The organism is Bradyrhizobium sp. ISRA436 (genome assembly GCF_029910015.1).
In the GTDB taxonomy this organism is placed as follows: Bacteria; Pseudomonadota; Alphaproteobacteria; order Rhizobiales; family Xanthobacteraceae; genus Bradyrhizobium.
The window spans coordinates 5,905,802-5,923,838 of record NZ_CP094519.1 but is presented as its reverse complement, the minus strand read 5'-3'; the positions used below and the strand labels follow the sequence as shown (position 1 = coordinate 5,923,838).

Below are 18,037 nucleotides of genomic sequence, written 5' to 3'. Positions count from 1 at the left end.
GCCGGTCAAAATCGCAAGCATCGGCGCAGGGGGATGGGCGTTAAGGCGTGCTGAAACGTATCTCACCGATCCAATTCGACCTCGCACCGAAACAGGGCCGCACCAAACCGTCGTTCATTACCTGTGAATTGGCGAGCGGGGAACCAATCGAAGTGGTCGCTAAGTTCGCTGGCGGTTGCGACCTTGGCAATGTCAGCCTCGCAAGAGAGATCATTGGCGCGTGTCTCGCGGGCGACCTCCGCTTACCAGTGCCAGAGCCATTCTTGATTGAAGCGACTACGGAATGGGTCGACACGATTCCCGACCCCGAACGACGCGGCAAAGCACGACGCGGATCGCTTATCGGATTTGGCTCTCGTCTCGTTATCGGGCAATTCGACATTTGGAAGCCCGGCAACGTGATTTCGGACGCGATGCTGCCGGCCGCAGCCGCCATCTTCACCTTTGACGGGATCATCCAAAACCCTGACCGAAGGTCGGATAACCCGAATTGCCTCGTTCGCGGCGACGACTTGCGTATTTTCGACCACGAGTTGGCTTTTTCTCATGATCTACCTATCTTTGGGCAGCAATGGAGCCCCCCTTGGGTCATAGGCGGTCTTAAGTCTATGGAAACGAATGGGAATCATATTTTCCGGGCGGGGCTCAAAGGGCGTTCCATCGACTTCGGGCCAATCCGTGCCGCATGGTCAGGCTTGTCGGACGCCCAGATCACGGATTATGAAAAGGCACTTCCAGCCGAATGGACCGACGTAGCGAGCGCTGCGGCAAGCGCGACCAAGCTGATTCGGGACGCACGAGACAACATTGATGCAGTTTTGGAAGAAGTGAAGCGGGTGCTCTCATGACAGACAAGGCAGCATACAGCTACACGCTACTCCGGTACTTTCACGACGTACTGACGGGCGAGTTCGTCAATGTTGGCGTGGTTCTCTTCGTGCCGTCCAAGGGTCTTGTTCGCTACAAAATGCGCGGCACGATTGGACGCCTGAAGGGCGTTTTCCCGGACATTGATCGCAAAGCCTTCCTGTCGTCGATGACCGCCGTGCGCAAGGGCTTGCAACTGGTCACCAAGCACGAAAGGGAAGCTGGCCTCCTGAAGAGTGAAGGCGACGCAGCCGCCATCGCGCGCCGTGCCGTGCCGCCCGACGATAGCTCTCTTCAATGGTCACCATCTGGCACCGGGTTGACCGCAAATCCAGATGAGGCATTGGATCGTCTCTTTGATAGACACGTGTCGCGGTACGATACGCATCATCGTTCCCGCCGCTCCGACGATGATGTTTGGCGTCCGGTTCGCCAGAAGCTCGAAGAGCGCAACCTCGCGCAACATCTTCAGGAAAAATCCATCAGCGGCACCGTGGACGACATTGTCTTTAAGCACGCGTGGAAGAATGGCCAGTGGCATGTCTATGAGCCACTGTCCTTCGACCTTGCCGACGCTGACGGCATCAAGACGAAGGCGCGCGAATGGCTCGGGCATCTGTCCGCTGTCGTTGCCGATGGCAAGGCCGAACAATTCAAGCCGCACTTTATCGTTGGCGCTCCCACTAATCCGACATTGCAGGATGCTTATCGCAGCGCCATAGCCATCCTCGAACGGGCTCCGAACCATCCGGAAGTTTTCGAAGAGGGGCAGCTTGATAAGCTCGTTGCCCAAATCGAGGATGAAGTGCGGGAACACAACGCCCGCGCTTGACGCGCGGTGTGCACAACTTCCGGCCAAGAATTCCAGCTTTTAACGAATTCGATCTTAGACTAGGCCCAGTACCAGCCCCAGATGGTGGACAATGCAATCGAGCCGTGCGGTCCGGTGCCACCGGGACGGGAGAGCATTTGTCCCCGAACCGTCCAGCGAAAATCCGCCGCCGACAATGAGGCACCTCGCAAACGAACCTCCGTGTGATCACGCGGAGGCGTATTCCCCTCAACACGGGCAGCGGTTGGGCAGGACCGTTGGTGCGGGAGCGCGGTCGCTCCTCGCCTCGGTTCAGCGCAAGTCGTGGGTACGCAGATTGGCTTGCGGTGCCATTAAGCGTCTGATTTATTTGCTATTTGTTGCGTGCTGGAAATCTGGCTGGGGAGCCTGGATACTAGCCCTTCTTTTCAAGCTTGAGGTCGCGGCCTACCAGACATCGCGACCACGGGCGCGCTTGGCAGGTGTCTGAACAAGCAATAGTCCCTCGGACATGGCTTTCGCCGCGAGCTGGGTTCGCGAGACACACCCCATCTTTGCAAGGATGTGCTCGATGTGCGTCGAGACCGTACGCGGCGAGACGAACAGCTGGTCCGCGATTTGCGGATTTGACGCGCCGGTTGCAACCAGATGCAAGACCTGGATCTCTCTGAACGAGAGATCGTATGGCCACGAAATCTGTTCCTCCGTGACCAGGACCATGTTGCGCTGACAAGGTATGATTGAAACCCGGTGGCAATGGCCGGCATCATCGCTCCACAGGAAGCGCCGCGGCATCCACGGCCTGAGCATTTCCAGGAGCTGTTGACGCAATGCGCCGCCTTCGCCGAGGTGGGGTCCCGGTGCGCGTGCCAGCAAATTAAAAGTTGCGCCACTCGAAGATATGACCAGCGCGAACGAATTAGGAGCTACGCCTTCGGCGAGCAGACGCGGCGTTCTCAGCCGGTCGCACAGCTCAGCCAGAATGGGGCGAAATCGCTGAGTGATCTCTCTGCGCTCATCCGTTGCGGCGCTCGAAGCCGTCCAGTTCATATGGAAGGCGCCGACGTAGCGTCCATCCGGTAACCGCAGGCACATGGTCGAGCCTTCGTGGAAGCCTGACGGAATGAGATATTCGCGGGCCGTCAGAGTGTCGGGAAACCAAAGATCCCAGTCCTGCTCACAGTCCCGCCACCTGAGAGAGCGCGGATCGTCGCGATGCGCAATGGCGAAGGCAGGATTGCCCGTCACGAAATCATCGTTGATGTGCTCGAGCAGTTTCTCGCAGTAACCGTCACTTGCAAGCGTCTGATGGAGATGGGTCTGAGACAGAGGATCCCAGGCCGTCAGAGTGAAAGCAGAGCACCGCACCAGGTCGCGGATAAGTCGCGTTACCTCCGAAGTTCTGTCAATCAGCTGCGCGCGTGGATCGACGGATGCCGCATCCCACGGAACAATCACCGAACTCTCTAAGTGTGCTCTCACTGCTTCCCCCTGAGATATTATTCCGGAAGGAGCCAGCCGGTAGCGTTCGGTTTGATGCTAATTTTCTTTTGAGCGGCTGTCGTGCCGCCTTATTGCTCTCGGCGGCTCGAATTGGCTCGTTTTGCTGACGAGCTTACGACAGATAAGACCTGTTGGCACCGGCTATTTTGCCTGTCCGACGACCGTAAAGGGCTGGCCGATTCGCTTGGGCCCGGCACTTCGGGGCCAACAATCATAAGTTGTTCTATGATGTCGGAGCTACATGAACTCGATGGCGCCTCGAGGGCTGCCGCATCGAACGGGCCAGTTCTTTCCGATCCAATGAGCCGTGCGCCACCCGCGCTGCCCCGCGCAAAATCGGTCAACTGACGTATTGAAGCAAGGTGTTGCGCGTCCGAAGCTTGGCAATGGCAGCACTTGATTTCGCAATGTCTGGCGACGGCGTTGGCAGGGAGAAGGTCTGCGGTGGGAGGCATCACACGCTCATCGATACGACGGCGAGAGGATGATCGGAAAATAGCTGCGATAAAGCCAAGAGGAGACGACAATGCCCAACTGCTCGGAAAGTCTCAGAAATGGCAGAGCCACGCGATGCGCAGTCTGTAATGGCAGGTTTGGCCTTATCCGGCACTACTCATGGCGGACCCCTCTTTGTTCAAAGAAGTGCGTCGATCGCTTCAGAGCTCGCCGGGAAGCCGACGGCAATTGGGTGGGCAAGCTACTCGCCGGCAAATCGATAACACACTCGGACGTTCAAACAGGGCCCGCGTGATTGTCTGCCGGCAGTGGCGCGGATGACCCTCCATCGGACGATCGGACCACGCTGGCGGCGATCGAGGAGCCTGGCAGGCGGATGGTCCGGCTGCGCAAAAAAGCTTAGTGCCGATATCAATTGACTTGCATAGAATAAAAATAACTTGCATGAAATGCAAAGCAGCGATACCGTTTTACGTATCGGTAAGCGCAGCCGGATCCATCAAGCCGATCTCGATAAGCGCAGGAGGAGGACTTGAAATGACTTCAAAGCTGACCAGACGGACAGTGACGGCAGCCCTTGGCGCGGGCTTGGCCATGCCCTGGATTTTGCGCTCACATGCCTTGGGCGGACAGCCCATCGTGATTGGAATTCCCGCAGCGCAGACGTCAGCCGCGGGGGTGGCTGATCATCTGGACTTCGTCCAGGGGACAACGCTCGCGGTCGAAGAGATAAATGCCACCGGTGGCGTGCTCGGCCGCGAGCTCAAGATCTTCACAGTCGATATTGATGTGCTCTCGCCGGAAAGCAGCAAGCAAGCGATTGCTGCATGTATCGATGCGAAAGTCGATGCCATCTCCTTTGCGTTTACGCTGGTGCCAGTGCCGGCGATGGATGCCTCCGTCAAATACAAGTGTCCTTGGATCCACGGCAGCGCACAACGTGCCGGGAGCGAGGCCGTCAAAAACAATCCCGAAAAGTATAGCCACGTCTTTCAGACGCCTCCCTCGGAAGTCGATTACGGCTGGACCTATCCAATCTGGCTCGAGCACGAAGAAAAACGAGGAGTCTGGAAACCCAAAAACCGCAAGGTTCACATCGTCCAGGAGCAGGTCGCTTACTGCCAAACTATTTCCAAAGCGGCGCAAGAGGCGTTCAAGAAGCGCGGCAACTTTGAAGTGGCGCGGATCACCGATATTCAATTTCCGGTCCAGGACTGGGCGCCGGTCATCCGCGAGATGAAGGAGGTCGGAGCTGCGGCGATCATGGTCGATCATTGGGTCGCGGCCGAATATGCGGCGTTCTGCAAGCAGTTCGTTGCCGATCCCGTGCCGGACTCTCTGGTCTACCTCCAGTACGGTCCTTCTCAGCCCGAGTTTCTACAGCTGGCCGGCAGCTCTGCAAACGGCTTCGCCTGGTCGACGACCATGGGTCTTTATGCAGACGAGAGGGGGCGCGCGTTCGCGCGCAAATACAAGACGCGCTTCCCGGGAATCATGGGATTTGCCTATCCGAGCATCTCGTACGACCAGACCTACTACCTGAAAAGGGCTTGGGAGGCGGTCGGCGATCCCCGCAAATTCAAGGAGGTCTGTGACTGGATCCGGGCCAACCCTCAGCGCGGGGTCAGTGGCTTCATGAACATGAACAATGCGTATCAGGAGAGTTTTCACTTCCCGAACAATGGCGGTGACACGCTTCAAGTGTCTGACATCGATAAGGGCGTGTCTCAGCTCTACTTCCAGGTTCAGGGCGTGGAGCACAAGCTGATCTTCCCGAACGAAGTTGCCGAATCCAAGCTTCAAAAGGCTCCCTGGTGGTCCTGATGTTGAAGAACACGTACGAGAGCCGATCTTGGGGCAACAAACCCTTTCAGCCGCTGTTCTCGTGCAGCGGCATCCATCTCGACCTCGGCGGACGGGAAATCCTTCGCAACATCAATGTTCACGTCGGGGTCGGGGAGGTACTCGGCGTCATTGGTCCCAATGGCGCCGGTAAGACGAGCCTGTTCGAAGTGTTATCCGGGCGAATGGCACCTAAGGCGGGTCAAGTGACCTTCAAGGGTCAGGATGTCACCTCGCTGCCATTGCACCGAAGAGCCAGGCTCGGGATCGGCCGGACCTACCAGACGCCGGTTATTCCGGAAGAGTTGACGGTCGGCGAAACCTTCAAGGCCGCGCGACAAGCCTTTCAGCCCTATCTGACGAAGTTCGATGCGGAATATGGCGCTGAGCTCGTCAATTTGAAAGTGGACGAGGATGTCCCGACAGCTCAGCTCGAAACACTCAACCGCAGAAAGCTTCTGCTCGCCTGCCTTCTGATGCGCCGGCCCTCGTTGTTGCTGATGGACGAGCCCGCAGCCGGTCTGATCAATTCTGAGGTGGAGGAAATCGATTTCCTCCTCCGGCTGCTGTCAAAGGAAATGAACATCGCGATCATCATCGTTGAGCACCGAATTGAGCTTTTGGGAACGATTGCGGATCGCGTCATGGTGATGGATGCAGGAGAGGTAATCTCCGAAGGCTCGATGGCGAAGGTGCTCACCGATCCCAAGGTCCACGCAGCCTACTTTGAAAACGTAGACGAGGCAGCCTGACATGAACGTCATGCAGCAGGACTTGGGCCGAACGGCACATACGCAGGTGCAGCGACGCGAGGTGCTCAACGTCTGCGGCCTATCGGCCGGATACGGCCCCATGAGGGTCATTCACGACCTTGATCTGATTGTCAGTTCCGGAGAACGCATCGGCATCGTGGGCCTGAACGGCCACGGAAAATCGACCCTGTTCTACGCCATTGCCGGACTGACGGGATGGCAACGGGGTTCCATCAAGCTCAATGGAATCGAAGTCGGCCGCACGCGCAGCCAAGGCCCTGGACGATACACGCACCAGATTGTGCGCGCAGGTCTCGCTCTCATCCCGCAAGGCGATGAGATCTTTCATGGTCTGACTGTCGAAGAGCATCTTGATTCCGGGGCCTTCACCTTGCGCTCCTGGCGCGAGCGGAAGGAACGCAAGGAGCGCATCCTGCAGATTTTTCCACCTCTGAAGAAGCTGATGGCTGTTCCCGTTGGTCGACTGTCGGGTGGTGAGCGACGAATGGTGTCGATCGGCCGCGGCTTGATGGGGGAGGCGTCGCTCTTTCTGGTCGACGAACCATCCCTCGGGCTCGCGCCAAAAATCGGCAAGAACGTCATCGACGCGCTCATGGCGCTCGATCTCGGCGGGTCCGCGATGGTGATCGCGGAGCAGAATGTCTCCCTGCTTGAGGGGCGTGTTGATCGGATCATCGGGATGCATGTGGGCAAACTCAAGGGCGAGGCATCTGCCGCGCTGATGCTGCACGACCACGGAAGGGCGTGACGATGGATGTCTGGTTTGTTGTCAGCAATACGATTCTATTAGCGTGCATTTACGGCACGCTTGCCATCGGCGTATCCATCACATGGTCAAGCCTGGGGCTGCTCAATCTTGCCTATGGGTTCATCTTCGCATTTGCAGGCTATGGTGCCTGGCTATTTGCCCAGCATGTCTCGACCTGGGGACCGGCCGTTCTTGCAAGCGGTGTTCTGGCCGGGGCTTTAGGCGGACTGCTTGTCTGCGCGCTCGCCTTCATTCCCATCCATGACAAGCCGAACTTTACCATCCGCGGGTTGATTGCGACGCTTGCGATCAACCTGATCGGAACACAGTCGCTGCTGTGGTGGTTCGGACCGCGCTCCAAGAGCTTGCCCGAGATCTTTGGAACCTGGAAGCTCTCTCTTTCCGGAATGACCTTGACGGCCGATAAAGTGGGCAACGTCATCACGTCGGTCGTGATGCTTCTGCTCGTGCTCAGGTGGATGCGGTCAAGCCGCCGCGGACTCGAGATCCGCGCAATGATGATGAATCCTCATGCCGCCTCCATCGTCGGCATCGGCGTGCGGCGAACATCATTCTACGTGATGGCGATCACGGGAGCCCTGGCAGGGTTGGCAGCAGTCCTTCTGTCGCAGACCTATTACATTTCTCCCTTTGGCGGTCTTACGCCGATGATCAAGGCCGTGAGCATTGCGCTGTGCGGCGGGCTTGGAAGCGTCCAAGGCGCAGTCATTGCCGCGGTCGTGCTCGGACTGAATGAAGCGCTCACAACAGTTTCGATCGGCGGCCGCTACGTCCTGATCACGCAGTTCTTGATGATCATCCTGATCCTGCTGGTACGCCCGAGAGGGATCGCGGGAATTCTCGACCGGGCCAGGGAGGCTTAAAGCATGACTGAGGGCAGCCAAGCTCAAAGAACGTGGCGAAACCCGTTGTTCGCCTGGGATAGCGGGCAGGAAGTAGAACAGCTTCCGACCGCGTCCTACGTCAGTCACCAGGAGATCTGGGAGACAACGCGCTCCTCAAGGACCAAGCTCTTTCAGGTCGGACGGCTGCGGTACTACCACAAATGGGCAGGCCACGGCCAACGCACCTGGCGCCGCCGCCGCTACTGGCCGACGCGCCGCCGCATGCTGCGTATTCGGGGAGAGTACAACGACAAAAGCCTTCGACGCGAAAAGACCATTGTCGACAAGCGTCCGATCTGGTGGGTGATGGGACTGATCGCGTTGGCCTTGGTCCCCTTGGTCGCCCCCGAGAGCCTGGAAAACACGCTGCTCACGGCTGGCGTGACCTTCGGAATCTATGCCGCTATCAATCTGTGTTGGATGCTGGTTATCGGCACCGCGAGCATCTTCTCGCTGGCCACCTATGCCATCGTCGGTACGGCCGCATTCATTACGGCATATGCGTCGACCACCCTTGGCCTGCCCTGGTGGCTGTTGCCGCCGCTTGGAGCGATCGTCGGGTTCATCTTCGGGGGCATCATTGCGCTGCCGGCAACGAGGCTCGATGGCTTCTACTACGCCTTGTTGACGCTCGGGCTCAATGAACTCTGCCGCGTGTATTTCGTGACGTCCAGAGAGTTCGGCTCGGCCACCGGCGGGCTCTATGGTGCCGCAACATACATCCCCCAGGACTGGTCTTCGACCGGACAGCTGCAGCTCGCCTACTATGCTTGTTTTGCGCTGATGTTGCTTGCGCTGCTGCTCTATCGTTTCATCAATGGGCGACGGCTCGGGCGCATATTGCGAATAGCGCCGGAAAAACGTGAGGCGTTTGCCGAAGCTACCGGCGTCAATTTCCGTCAGGCGCGCGTGCGCGTGTTCCTGATCTCCTCCGTCGGGCTGGGATTTATCGGCGGCTTCTATTCGGCAAATTACGGCGGCGTGGCGTTCTCCATCTTCAGTTTTGACACGGTGTTGCTGGGCCTCGCCATGCTCGTGATCGGGGGAATCGGACGGTCCGAAGGCGCTGTGGTCGGGACATTGATTGTCGTGTTCTTCGACAAAGTCCTGATTACGCTCGGACCGATACGCCTGATCATCATCGGGCTGATCATGCTGTTCGTTGTGCTCTATCTTCGCAACGGCCTGTTCGGCATCAAGCAGCAGTTCCGGACCTGGAGAAACAAGAAGAAGAGCGAGCGTCGCTCCGCCCGCGCCGAGAAGGGTGGCGAAATGCTGCCCGAGGAAGCGACCGAAGCCGATAATCCGGATGACGTCTATCGCCGCCGCTACGACAAAATGCAGCGCGAGTTCTTAAAAGAGCTGGTGACCCCTGAGGTGATTGAGGAGCATCGGCGCGCGCCGCAGGGCCAGCACAGCGAGTCATTGGAGCGGCTTCTGATCTACTTCAGGAATCAGCCGCAACCGGACAAATACGCGATCACCGCGCTTCAGTCGATCAACGGCTACCGAATTGTCGCGCTCTCAGGTCACCGGGGCGTCGCCCCTCGCGTGGTCGAGGACAAGATCTACAGGTCGCCTGTGGAAGCCTATCACGGGGTGTTTCTGCGCCGGGTGCAGGATCTTCTCGAGTCCTAAAGCCGCAAATTGAGACGCGGCACTGCTGAAAGTGGGGAGTCACGAGATGGCACAAGTTAAGCTCTTTGGCTATTCGGACAAGATTTCGGTCAAGCCGGGAGATGTCATCCAGTTCCATGTCAATGCCGACGGGACAGAGGTCGCCGAGGCGCAACTGGTGCGCCTGATCCATGGTGATGAGCATCCGGCAGGGCCAGGATTCGTCGAACAGGAGATCGACTGTTCCGTTAACGGAGCTTGGCGCGTCGAAAAACAATACACGCAAGTCGGCTCCTTCCTCGAGGTCGGGGACATCGAGCGCCGGCTGGCGCTCGAGGGTAGCTTCACTGTGTTTGCATTTGTCCACCCGTTGTGGCCGCAGGTGGGCACCCGGCAGTGCCTGGTGGGGCGCTGGGACAACGACAAGAATTGCGGGTTTGGCCTTGGCATCAAGCAAAATGGGCTCTTGGAGTTCTGGGTCGGGCAGGGCGACGAGGTCGATTACCTGGAAGCCGAAGTGCCGCTTAAGGCCAACATGTGGTACTTTGTGGCCGCGAGCCTGGATGCGAAAACCGGTCGCGCGACGCTGTACCAGGAAGGCGTGGTCAACCGGTACAACAGCGTGCTCGGCAAGGTCGCGCCGCTCGACCTCAATTCGCACGTCTCTGAAGTCTTTCGGTTTCGCCCGAAGCATTTGGCCGACACGCCGTTCTTGATGGCAGGATCGCGGGACTGGCACGAAAAGCGTGGGCACTTCGTCTCGCAGCTTTATTGCGGCAAGATCGATCGACCTGGATTGTTCGATCGCGTGCTGGGGCGCGATGAGCTCGACCTGATCAGGAGCGGGGACAGGCCGCCGGCCAAAGGCATGGTGGCGTATTGGGACACGACCCACGGATACACCGATCAAGGAATCGGCGATACGGTAACTGACGTCGGTCCGTTCAAGCTGCATGCGAAAGGCTACAATCGGCCTGTTCGTGCGCAGACAGGGTGGAATTGGAGCGGGCGCAATGATTGTTTCCGCTTGGCGCCAGATGAATACGGAGGGGTCGAATTCCACTCCGATGCCCTCATCGACTGCAATTGGAAGGTAACAAAAGCTCTGAAGCTGCCCGATGATCTGCGCAGCGGCGCGTACGCCATGCGTTTGCGCGCAGGGCCCGGCACGGGCCTCGGTGAGGAATATATCCCATTCTTCGTTCGCCCGAAGGTGCCGACCGGCCGCATCGCCTTCCTCGTGCCAACGGCAAGTTACCTAGCGTACGCCAACGAGCATCTCAGCTTCGATGCTCCCATCGTTCAGGGCATGACGGGGATGACGCCCATTCTGACGGACATCGACGTTGAAATGTACAAGAACCCTGAATTCGGGCACGGCTGTTACGATTCCTGGGCCGATGGTCAGGGTGTCTGTTACAGCTCCTATCGTCGTCCGGTCGTCAATATGCGGCCGAAATACCGCATCTCGAGCATGGATATCACCTGGCAATACCCTGCCGACCTGTCGGTGATCGCTTGGCTCGAACACCACAATTACGACTACGACGTCTTGACCGATGAGGACCTCGATCTCGAGGGGGTTGCTGCGCTCAAGCCATATCGCTGCGTGATCAGCGGCACGCATCCGGAATACTATTCCGAGCGGATGATGGACGCGACGGAAGACTACATCGAGGGAGGCGGTCGCTACATCTACCTCGGCGCCAACGGATACTATTGCAATGTGGCCATTCGACAGGATGAGCCTTGGGTGCTCGAATGCCGCAAGTTCGGCGACACCTGGAAGGCATGGGAGGCGCGGCCTGGCGAGCACTACATGGCCACCACGGGGCAAAAGGGTGGCCCCTGGAAATGTCTGGGCAGGCCGCCTCAGAAGATCATGGGCGTTGGCTTTGTCTCCGAGGGGTTTGGCAGGAGCGAGCCTTTTTACCGCATGCCGGACAGCTATGATCCGCAGCTCGCCTGGATTACCGAGGGAATCGACGGAGAGATCATCGGCGACTTTGGCCTCGCCTATGATGGGGCTGCCGGCGTGGAGCTCGACCGTTACGATCTGACACTCGGAACGCCGCCGAACGCGAAGGTGATTGCATCATCTGGCGGTCACACCGACAACTATATTACGCATGTGCAGGTCCAACTGCACCAGCATCCGGGCATCACGGGCAGTTACGATTACCGCGTGCGTGCGGACATGACCTATTTCGCCACGCCGAATGACGGCGCCGTATTCTCTTGCAGCTCGATTGCTTTCGGCCAGGCGCTGCCGGCAAACGGTTTCGATAACAATGTCTCTCGGCTGCTGGCAAACGTCGTGAATGCGTTCGCCAAACCTGGGCCGCTACCGGATGCCGCGCGCCCGGAAACGACGCCGCCGGAAGCAGAGCCTGTTGCTTCCTAGGCCTCGCCGGAAACATCCAAAAAAGGGGTCACAAACGTGCCGAACGCAGTGCAAGTCGAGGACAGGGACGAACTCTTCAAGGAGATGTTCGAGGCAAAGCAGCGCGAGTTCCTGCGAACGCTCGTCACCGCCGAGGTGATGGAGGAGCACCGGCTCGCTCCTTGCGGCCAACACAGCGAGCCGCTGGATCGATTGCTGCTCTATTTCAATCGCCGGCCCCTGGCCGAGCGGTATGCCATCCTGACCGTCGAGCCGTTCAGGGCCTATCGGGTGGTGGCTCTTTCTGGACAACGCGGTGCGCCTCCGAAGGCGGTGGATCAGAAGACGTACGCCTCTCACACGGACGCACAGCACGCGATCTTTCTGCGTAACGTGCAAGCCTTGCTCGAGTCCTGATCCAACTGTGTCGCTTCGACTTTGCGTCACTTAGACGTTCCCTCACTTGGACTTTCCGTCACTTGGACTTTCCGTCACTTGGACTTTGTGTCGCTTTGACGATCCTGTTCCCCCGAACTGAAGCCGGAAAAATTCTGGAGTTCATAAATGACAACAGCTAAGCTCTTCGGCTATTCGGACAAGCTTTCAGCCAAGCCTGGCGATCTCCTTCAGTTTTATGTGAATGCGGAAGGCACCGATCGTGCCGAAGCGAAATTGGTGCGGCTGATCCATGGCGATCAGCATCCTTCTGGACCAGGGTTCATGGAGGAAGAGATCAACTGTGAAGCAAACGGCACTTGGCGAGTCGAAAAGCAGTACACCCAGCTCGGCTCGTTCCTGGAGGTAACCGACCCCGCGCGCCACTTGGCGCTGGAAGGCAGTCTGACCGCCTTTGCCTTTATCTGCCCGACGCGGCCGCAAGCCGGATGGCGACAATCCCTGATCGGTCGCTGGGATGACAAGGAGGGATGTGGATTTTCCCTCGGCATCTCGGAGAACGGTCGGCTCGAGTTCATGGTGGGACAAGGTGCAAAGATCGATCGTCTCGAAGCCAGTGTCCCTCTGCAGGCGAACACGTGGTATTTCGTGGCGGCCGCCTTCGATGGAGCGACAGGTCAGGCGCGCCTGTTCCAGGACGGCGTGCTCAATCGCTACAACAGCCTGCTCAGCAGAGTGGCGCTTGTCGAACACCGCGCTCATACGTCTCGCAGCCTTCAGGCGCGGCAGAAGAATCTTTCCGGCACGCCATTTCTGATCGGCGGCGCGTGGGATTGGCAGGACGGCTGCGGTCAGTTCGTATCGCAGCTCTATTGCGGCAAGATTGACCGACCCGGACTGTTTGATGGCGCGCTTTCGCCCGAGGAACTGGGTCAGATCAGATCCGGCCACAAGCCGTCCTCGCAAGGTATGGTGGCCTATTGGGATACAGCTACCGGTTATAGCGAGACAGGTATCGGCGACACCGTCACTGACATAGGTCCTTTTCGGCTGCACGCCGAGGGACGCAATCGGCCGGTGCGGGGGCAGACCGGCTGGAATTGGAGCGGCCGCAACGATTGCTTCCGCCTTGCGCCACAGGAATATGGCGGCATCGAATTCCACGCCGACGCCCTGACCGACTGCAATTGGAATGTGACCAAGGCGGTCAGGCTGCCTGAGACTTTGCGAAGCGGCGCTTATGCGATCCGCCTGCGCGCAGGTGAAGGAACCGGCTTGGGCGAAGAATATATCCCGTTCTTCGTCCGTCCGAAGGCGCCGAAAAGCCGGATCGCGTTCCTGTTTCCAACCGCAAGCTATATCGCCTACGCCAATGAGCGTCAGAGCTTCGAGGCACCAATCACCCAACCCGTCACCGGCATGCCGGCCGTGTTGTCCGAGGTCGACGTCGAACTCGCGGAGCGCTCCGACCTAAGCCTGTCCGCCTGCGATCACCATGCCGACGGGCAGGGCGTTTGCTATAGCTCCTATCATCGCCCGATCATCAACCTGCGCCCGAAATACCGCTCATCCAGCACAAACCTTGCCTGGCAATTCCCGGCCGACCTGTCGGTCATCGCCTGGCTCGAGCACCAGAACTACGAGTACGACGTTCTGACCGACGAAGACCTGGAACGTGAAGGGGTCGCGGCGCTCGAACCGTACACCTGTGTCATCAGCGGCACGCATCCGGAGTACTATTCCGAACGGATGCTGGACGCGACTGAGGATTACATCGCAAACGGTGGCCGCTACATTTATCTCGGCGGCAATGGCTTTCACTGGAGCGTGGCGTTCCGCGACAATGAGCCATGGGTGATGGAATGCCGCAAATTCGGTCCGGCCTGGAAAACCTGGGATGCGCGCCCCGGCGAATACTATATGGCCACCAATGGTCAAAAAGGAGGGGCGTGGCGGGCACAAGGCAGGCCGGCGCAAAAGGTCGTGGGCGTTGGCTTCATCTCGGAAGGGTACGGAAAGAGCCAGTTTTATCGCAGAATGCCGGACAGCTATCACCGGACAGTCTCCTGGCTCACCAAGGGAATCGATGGCGAGATCATCGGAGATTTTGGTCTCGCCTATGGCGGCGCTGCTGGCGTGGGGCTAGACCGCTGCGATCCGGCGCTCGGAACGCCACCGCATACAAAGCTGATCGCCTCTTCAGGTGGCCACACTGATAATTACCTGGTCAACCCCGAGGTCATTCACTATGCCTTCGAGGGCCTGTCAGGATCATACGATTATCGGGTCCGCGCCGACATGGCCTATTTCACGGCGCCGCACCATGGTGCGGTCTTCTCCGCCGGATCCGTCGCCTTTGGACAAGCGCTGCCGGTCGACAATTTCGACAATAACGTGTCTCGGCTGCTGGCAAATGTCGTGGACGCATTCGTGAGGCCGGGAGCGCTGCCCGGATCGTGGTGGATCAGCGAGGAGAAGCAATGGCGATGAAGCAATCTCGCCAAGTGTTGCTGGGGGCTCGCAACCTCGTCGTCGGCGGCCGGACAAATGGCCCCGGCAACAAATGCTCGTAACGCCGGAGTCCTAGCTGTGAAGCTGTAACATTCGAGCACGATAGTAGAGAGGAGGTTTTCGAGATCACAGGCCCACTTGGCAGACCCACTCCGTGCGCCTGGACCAGGCGATCGCACTCCGTTGACGGCAGCGCCATGGAACTCGACATACTCGATGCTCGTCTTCTTGATCTCGTGCAACACAACAATCGTCTGAGCAGTGAAGCGCTCGGCGAAAGGGTCGGTTTGTCTGCATCCGGAGTTCAGCGTCGACTGAAGCGCCTGCGATCGAAACGCGTGATAGAAGCGGACGTTTCAATCATTTCTCCGAAAGCCATCGGACGGAACGTAACCATGTTGGCCCTCGTTTCGTTCGAGCGCTCTCGGGCCGACATCCTTGATCGCTTCAAACGCTCAATCTGCAAGATGACTGAGGTGATGAGCGGATTCTACGTGACCGGTCAGGCCGAAATCGTCCTGCTGGTGACGGCTCATAGTATGGAAGAGTACGAGCAATTTACCCGGCGCCTCGTAAATGAAACGCCAGACATCAAGCGTATAGACACGATGGTCGTTTTGGACCGATTCAAGGCCGGCTTCACTTTACCAATGGCGTCTATCGCGTGCAGGTGATCGAACTTGACGTCACTGGATTGGATGGTGCCTCCTTCAGTGCACGCGACTGGTATCATCTGAGCCAGCGACTATCGTCCGCATCGACTAACCCGAATTTGTATCGTACGCCGTCATGCTCACGTTCTTGCTCTGGCCATGGGGTCGGCCGTGGACCGCGAACGGGCCGCAAAGGAGTGCGGGCTTAATTCTGACGATCTTGAGGCGGCGATGGCTGGCGGGCACGCGTGCGCCAGGACAGATTCTGCGCGAGAATACGTAAAGACACTGGGCATGATGAGGCGTATCGATCCTATCGCGGAAGAATCCATGAGGGATTGCGAGCGAGTTCGTATGCCCACCGCTCCTCTTGCGTCGATGACGCAAGGGCGGTTTCCTGCGCAGTGCAACTTTTTGAATTTAGACGAATGAGCAGTCCGTACAAAGCCTTCACGCCGCTGGCCAACGCGTCGGGACAGCTCGCAATTTCTGCTCCAGTGTACTGAAAAGGCATGCTTGCCAATCGGCATTCCGTTTCTTGCGAAGGAAGCACGAGATGAGATTCTCTTGTGACTGGCGGGTCAGCTCGAGCAGATGAACCCTTCGCGTGATCCTTACGTGTCGCCAGTCGCGAGCAGCCGACTGCATGCGGGACTCGCAACGAGGTCGTCCCGATGGAGACGTCGGGGCCGCTACCCCAAGTCGAGCGGATTGGCGAGGAGAAGCATTGGCAAAAAGGCGACGGCGTGCTGTCGGTAGGTGCAAAAATGCTCAAGACGTCATATCCTGACAGGTGAATTCCTACAGGAGACGTCGAATTGAGCAAGGTCAAGCGGGCCGACCACAAGCGCCGGGGCAATGTCAAGAAGGGGCGGGCTCCGGAGCAGGCTCCAGCTCCCGCCGAAACTGCGGTTGCGAAGCCGCCGATCGACGAGAGGACGGGCGCTGCCATTCGCCGTGCCAGGGTCGAGCGAGGACTTACGCTCAGCGATGTTGCGTCAGCCGCAAGCATTTCGGTCCCGATGCTCAGTCGCTTTGAAACTGGACAGTCCACCGCCAGCCTTGTGCTGCTTGAGCGTATCTGTGCGGTGCTGGGCACTGACCTTCCGACCTTGTTTAGCGAGATCGAGCAAGCGAGAGGCGAGGCTCAACTGATCAAGGCCTCTGACCAAATGGAGGTGGTGCGCTCAGGGACCAAGCACGGGCACACCTATCGCTTGCTCTCATATCACAAGGGTCCGCGGAAGCTCTTCGAACCTTTCCTCATCAACATGGATAAGGAGAGCGAGAGCTATCCGCGGTTTCAGCATCCCGGCACTGAATTCATCTACATGCTGAGCGGCCGCATGGAGTATCGCTTTGGCGACAGAACGTTTCTCGTTGAGCCGGGGGATGCCTTCACATTCTCGGGCGGCGTTCTTCACGGTCCGGAAAAGCTGCTGGATGACCGCATTCAGTTCATCACGATCATCATATATGCGGAATAATCGTTGGTGATCAGATCAAATTCGGCAAACCGACGTTTGTTCAATCGTGGAAGTGGACCCTACTGAGAACATCTGATTCGTCGTAGGGAGCCTCCTTCTTCGCGGGCTGCCAGTTGGCGGGGTTTTCTGCTCGAGACCAGCCTTCTCAAAACCCACCGCCGGTGCCGATCACGATCGGGCCACGCATGGCGTGACCACAGGCATACATGACGCCGTCGACCTGCGCACGATATGATGGATCCGCGCGCCTTGGTTGATCGGCCGTGCATTGACCGCCACGCAACGCGATCGCCGACGTTACGAATGATTTGTCTCCCGTTTCCGAAAGTCGCCATATCCTCACTTATTTATAGGATTGAGAGGGGAGCAGCTTTGAGAGGTCGACGAGATTGCGATCGAGGTCGCACTCGCCATCTATCATCGATCGCGTTTGGTCGACACCTCGCTCGAGCTCTGTGCCAAGATCACAGTTTCCGCGCGCTGCAAGACCGCATCGACCCGCTTGGTGTCCGGCATGTCAGCATCAAGGTGTGCAGCGGCGGCATTGTCGGGATGGGCGGGCGCGTCGAGAACGGCTGGACATGCTGGTGCTGCTTGCCAATCTCGAAAAGTACCCGGAAAGCACCCTGATCGACCTGTGGAACGAGGACAAGGCGGCCGGTCATTGACACCGCGTAATGTCCCCAGCCGATCGCGTCTGCATGGGGTGGCCGCAACGGCCCTGTAATTTGGCGGCCAGCTGTACCGCCGGGGCACAGTCCTTTTGCGAATTTCGCTGACACTTAACATAGGGGAGGATGCGGTGTGTGCGATGATAGATTTTACTCATTGAGGAGACGAGGGGCTGGTCTCGCTGAGCGGGCGGATCGTGGTGACTAGGCACAGATATCTCGGCCGCACCAGCGACCTAGCGCCCAGCAACGCGGTCACGCGGGCGCGGGCTGTGCCGCATCACGCAGGGTGTCATGGTTTAGTTCGAAGAGAATTTCCGGGCAATTGAAAGCGTCGCCGGACGAATGGGTTGCAATCCATCGAAAAGGGGTTCTTGAAAGCGGGATTCGAGCGTCGGCACGAGGTTGATTGCA

General features: G+C 58.5%; 14 protein-coding genes. 13 read left to right on the top strand and 1 reads right to left on the bottom strand.

Features of this window, described 5'->3' with window-relative positions; translation table 11 throughout:
• Positions 1-47: 47 nt before the first annotated feature.
• Both MTX23_RS27615 and MTX23_RS27610 read left to right on the top strand, forming a co-directional pair.
• A complete protein-coding gene (locus tag MTX23_RS27615; RefSeq protein WP_280973302.1) occupies positions 48-848 on the top strand; it encodes a HipA family kinase in 801 nt (266 codons plus the stop codon).
• Complete coding sequence (locus MTX23_RS27610; protein WP_280973301.1) at positions 845-1,699, top strand: DUF3037 domain-containing protein; 855 nt, start codon at positions 845-847, stop codon at positions 1,697-1,699. Before MTX23_RS27615 ends, MTX23_RS27610 begins: the two co-directional genes overlap by 4 nt.
• Before the next feature lie 426 nt (positions 1,700-2,125).
• Here the strand turns inward: MTX23_RS27610 and MTX23_RS27605 are convergent, their stop codons facing one another.
• Positions 2,126-3,136 (bottom strand): helix-turn-helix transcriptional regulator, encoded by a 1,011-nt coding sequence (locus MTX23_RS27605; RefSeq protein WP_280973300.1) that lies wholly within the window; start codon positions 3,134-3,136, stop codon positions 2,126-2,128.
• A gap of 1,038 nt (positions 3,137-4,174) precedes the next feature.
• Here MTX23_RS27605 and MTX23_RS27600 point away from each other — a divergent pair.
• From MTX23_RS27600 to MTX23_RS27550, 11 genes are all read left to right on the top strand, one after another.
• Complete coding sequence (locus MTX23_RS27600; protein WP_280973299.1) at positions 4,175-5,461, top strand: ABC transporter substrate-binding protein; 1,287 nt, start codon at positions 4,175-4,177, stop codon at positions 5,459-5,461.
• A complete protein-coding gene (locus MTX23_RS27595) occupies positions 5,461-6,231 on the top strand; it encodes an ATP-binding cassette domain-containing protein (RefSeq protein ID WP_280973298.1) in 771 nt (256 codons plus the stop codon). The genes MTX23_RS27600 and MTX23_RS27595 overlap by 1 nt, the downstream gene beginning before the upstream one ends.
• 1 nt (position 6,232) lies before the next feature.
• Positions 6,233-7,000, top strand: a complete 768-nt coding sequence (locus MTX23_RS27590; RefSeq protein ID WP_280973297.1) for an ATP-binding cassette domain-containing protein — start codon at positions 6,233-6,235, stop codon at positions 6,998-7,000.
• A 2-nt stretch (positions 7,001-7,002) separates the two neighbouring features.
• A complete protein-coding gene (locus tag MTX23_RS27585; protein ID WP_280973296.1) occupies positions 7,003-7,884 on the top strand; it encodes a branched-chain amino acid ABC transporter permease in 882 nt (293 codons plus the stop codon).
• Positions 7,885-7,887: 3 nt separating this feature from the next.
• Entirely contained in the window at positions 7,888-9,543 is a 1,656-nt protein-coding gene (locus MTX23_RS27580; RefSeq protein WP_280973295.1) for a branched-chain amino acid ABC transporter permease, read from the top strand.
• A 46-nt stretch (positions 9,544-9,589) separates the two neighbouring features.
• The gene (locus MTX23_RS27575) at positions 9,590-11,926 is read left to right on the top strand and encodes a N,N-dimethylformamidase beta subunit family domain-containing protein (RefSeq protein ID WP_280973293.1); all 2,337 of its coding nucleotides are present in this window, start codon (positions 9,590-9,592) and stop codon (positions 11,924-11,926) included.
• A gap of 36 nt (positions 11,927-11,962) precedes the next feature.
• A complete protein-coding gene (locus MTX23_RS27570) occupies positions 11,963-12,322 on the top strand; it encodes a hypothetical protein (RefSeq protein WP_280973292.1) in 360 nt (119 codons plus the stop codon).
• Between the two features lie 147 nt (positions 12,323-12,469).
• Positions 12,470-14,791, top strand: a complete 2,322-nt coding sequence (locus tag MTX23_RS27565; RefSeq protein ID WP_280990746.1) for a N,N-dimethylformamidase beta subunit family domain-containing protein — start codon at positions 12,470-12,472, stop codon at positions 14,789-14,791.
• Between the two features lie 218 nt (positions 14,792-15,009).
• Positions 15,010-15,486: an Lrp/AsnC family transcriptional regulator gene (locus tag MTX23_RS27560; protein ID WP_280973290.1), complete on the top strand. Its 477-nt coding sequence runs from the start codon at positions 15,010-15,012 to the stop codon at positions 15,484-15,486.
• 797 nt (positions 15,487-16,283) lie between these two features.
• Positions 16,284-16,952, top strand: a complete 669-nt coding sequence (locus MTX23_RS27555) for an XRE family transcriptional regulator (RefSeq protein ID WP_280973289.1) — start codon at positions 16,284-16,286, stop codon at positions 16,950-16,952.
• A gap of 530 nt (positions 16,953-17,482) precedes the next feature.
• Positions 17,483-17,620 carry a hypothetical protein gene (locus MTX23_RS27550; RefSeq protein ID WP_280973288.1) on the top strand — a complete coding sequence of 46 codons (138 nt, stop codon included), beginning with the start codon at positions 17,483-17,485 and terminating at the stop codon, positions 17,618-17,620.
• Positions 17,621-18,037 lie beyond the last annotated feature (417 nt).

What these genes read in the sequence shown, in the direction of transcription:
- MTX23_RS27610 (WP_280973301.1), top strand. Translation starts at nt 845, where the DNA reads ATGACAGACAAGGCAGCATACAGCTACACGCTACTCCGGTACTTTCAC.
- MTX23_RS27560 (WP_280973290.1), top strand. Translation starts at nt 15,010, where the DNA reads ATGGAACTCGACATACTCGATGCTCGTCTTCTTGATCTCGTGCAACAC.
- MTX23_RS27575 (WP_280973293.1), top strand. Translation starts at nt 9,590, where the DNA reads ATGGCACAAGTTAAGCTCTTTGGCTATTCGGACAAGATTTCGGTCAAG.
- MTX23_RS27565 (WP_280990746.1), top strand. Translation starts at nt 12,470, where the DNA reads ATGACAACAGCTAAGCTCTTCGGCTATTCGGACAAGCTTTCAGCCAAG.
- MTX23_RS27580 (WP_280973295.1), top strand. Translation starts at nt 7,888, where the DNA reads ATGACTGAGGGCAGCCAAGCTCAAAGAACGTGGCGAAACCCGTTGTTC.
- MTX23_RS27590 (WP_280973297.1), top strand. Translation starts at nt 6,233, where the DNA reads ATGAACGTCATGCAGCAGGACTTGGGCCGAACGGCACATACGCAGGTG.
- MTX23_RS27585 (WP_280973296.1), top strand. Translation starts at nt 7,003, where the DNA reads ATGGATGTCTGGTTTGTTGTCAGCAATACGATTCTATTAGCGTGCATT.
- MTX23_RS27600 (WP_280973299.1), top strand. Translation starts at nt 4,175, where the DNA reads ATGACTTCAAAGCTGACCAGACGGACAGTGACGGCAGCCCTTGGCGCG.
- MTX23_RS27595 (WP_280973298.1), top strand. Translation starts at nt 5,461, where the DNA reads ATGTTGAAGAACACGTACGAGAGCCGATCTTGGGGCAACAAACCCTTT.